The 2,274-nt window shown below is 30.4% G+C and carries 2 protein-coding genes and 1 pseudogene; 1 reads left to right on the plus strand and 2 read right to left on the minus strand.

Annotated features, from left to right (window positions below; all coding sequences use genetic code 11):
• Positions 1-181, plus strand: a pseudogene (locus tag BLO31_RS14290) (IS5/IS1182 family transposase); the annotation flags it as partial.
• Positions 182-345: 164 nt separating this feature from the next.
• Here BLO31_RS14290 and BLO31_RS23540 read toward each other — a convergent pair.
• Both BLO31_RS23540 and BLO31_RS14300 read right to left on the minus strand, forming a co-directional pair.
• The gene (locus BLO31_RS23540; RefSeq protein WP_139159016.1) at positions 346-780 is read right to left on the minus strand and encodes a helix-turn-helix domain-containing protein; all 435 of its coding nucleotides are present in this window, start codon (positions 778-780) and stop codon (positions 346-348) included.
• Between the two features lie 280 nt (positions 781-1,060).
• The gene (locus BLO31_RS14300; protein WP_070967942.1) at positions 1,061-1,489 is read right to left on the minus strand and encodes a hypothetical protein; all 429 of its coding nucleotides are present in this window, start codon (positions 1,487-1,489) and stop codon (positions 1,061-1,063) included.
• Positions 1,490-2,274: the final 785 nt, after the last annotated feature.

Genomic DNA, 2,274 nt, shown 5'->3' on the forward strand with positions numbered 1-2,274 from the left:
TCGCTATGGCTACCACAAGCGCTCGCTATTTGAAACGGCGATGTATCGAGTCAAACAGTTGCTTGGTGGACGGCTAAGTCTAAGAAACTACAACGCACATGTGGATGAAACCTACGCGATGATTAAAGCGTTGAACAAGCTTACAGGGCTTGGTATGCCTAAAACTTGTTGTATTGGCTGACAATTAATCTAAATAGGGCTGTTCGGCTTCGAAAATGATTTACGCAACAAAGCCTCGCTGATCTTCAAGCTGATTTGGTCAGCAGCGTATTATTAATTAGAAAGAGTTTAAATTCGTCACTACAGCTAGCAGTATTAATTGCTAAATGACTAATTGTATAAATATTAAAAAACTATATCATTAACTGATAATTTTCTAAATGCTCTTGGAGTGTAACCTGTACATTTTTTAAAAGATCGACCAAAATTACTCTGATCATTATATCCGCACAAAAATAGAATTTTGCATATCGGGTAGTTTGTTTCAGACAGCAGAAAACCAGCATGCATAATTCTTAAACATAAAGTGATATCTGACAACGTAAAGCCAAGTTCACTTTTTACATGATGGGAAAGGTTGGATTCACTTGAGTGGCAGTGTTTTGCAATATTATGCCGGCCACTGAGATCACAGTTTTTATAGTTATCAAAAATGTATTTTATAGCCTTACTTGTTTTATTGCCACAATTTTTTATAGCATCAAAGTCTCCATTATAAATACTTCTAATTAAGGATTTTTTCAATATATCCTTACATATAAAACCTTCTTCAACTAGCATTCCATATGTTGATGACCTGTTACAAGTGTTATTCCTAGAGAAAAAATTAGATAAGTATATTATATCAATTATGTTATTTTCAAAATTAAGCCACTTGCAAAGAGATAATAATAGAGGCGTGATATTGATATCTGTGTTATATATATTCTTGGAAATATATATAACATGATCTATTATATCTTCTCGTCGTTCATTGATTGGCGGTATGTTTACCACTTTAAAACCGTCGAAGTTTAATTTATAGTGGTTTTTGATATCAAATCCAGAAAGCACTAAAACACTACCATTTTTTTTTTAATTTGCTTTTTATTCCTTTTAGGCTTTTTATTAAAAAAAGCAATTCATGAAATTTAATTTCATCTATATTTGAAATGTAAACTATAGATTTTTTATTATCACATATAAAATTTAAATTCTTCACATATAGATCGATGCCACTTTCTTTCGAAAGTCGTATATTTAAAGTATCGTAATCTTTATTACTATTAATAATCGTTTCATTTACCAAATTTAATATCGATTTATTTTCACATCCGTAAGGTGATAAAATTATTGGGATAACACCATTATTAATTAATTTATTTATTTTTTTTTTAACTTCTTTCATGCTATCACTTTCGCCTATATATGGATAATCAAAGCTGTTAACAATAAAGTTATATTCTTTTGTGATTTGTGATCTGGTTGTTTTTTCGTACGTCGTTTTCATAACTAACCTCCATTTCCCACTATTATATAGTCAATTCTTATATTTTATAGGTGCAAACCGTCTTAAACATTTTGCTACAATATGGTAATTGCCTGTTATTTTTAAACAAAGATCTAATTTAAAGATTTTTTTTATTGACAAAATCAATATTGAATAAAATTGTCTTTACTTTTCAATTTCAACTGAGTAATTTAAATTTCAAGATTCAAAGTATTAACGATAATAAGTTTTTTTTAGTTTGCTATTATTTGTCGTTAAAAATAGTAATTTTAAGTTATAATGAACTATTTATTTACGAAATTTTTATATTAACACGTAATTATTTTGTATTTCATATTGATTTATGGTTTTTAGATCATGTCAAATAAATTGTTAAAATATTATCGTGCATAGGCGTTACTGACTAAATCCATTGAGCTTTTTTTAAAGTCCTGCGATCGGATCCTTTGTTATGGTTAGATCGGTGATAACATGGGCAGTGCGAAAAAGAAAATAACTAATTGGGTAGAGTAAAATAAGGTTCTTAGCAAGCGCGGTAGAGGCTTCCAATATTCAGATGCAGCGATTGAAACTTCTTTGATGATTAAAGGGGATTTGTTTCCGAATTCAGCGAAAGAGCGGACCCTAGTTAAATAGTTCGTATTTTAAACCCGATTTCAGATAATAAGTGCGAGATTCATGGATAGGTGTAGAAGAGGACGCCAACGACGTTGATGTAAGTTTTAAAACGAAAACCAAAGGACCGATTCAGCATCTTGCTATCGATGCGACAGGTCTCAAGGCTT

The sequence above is a fragment of the Vibrio sonorensis genome (assembly GCF_001854765.1).
Lineage (GTDB): Bacteria > Pseudomonadota > Gammaproteobacteria > Enterobacterales > Vibrionaceae > Vibrio > Vibrio sonorensis.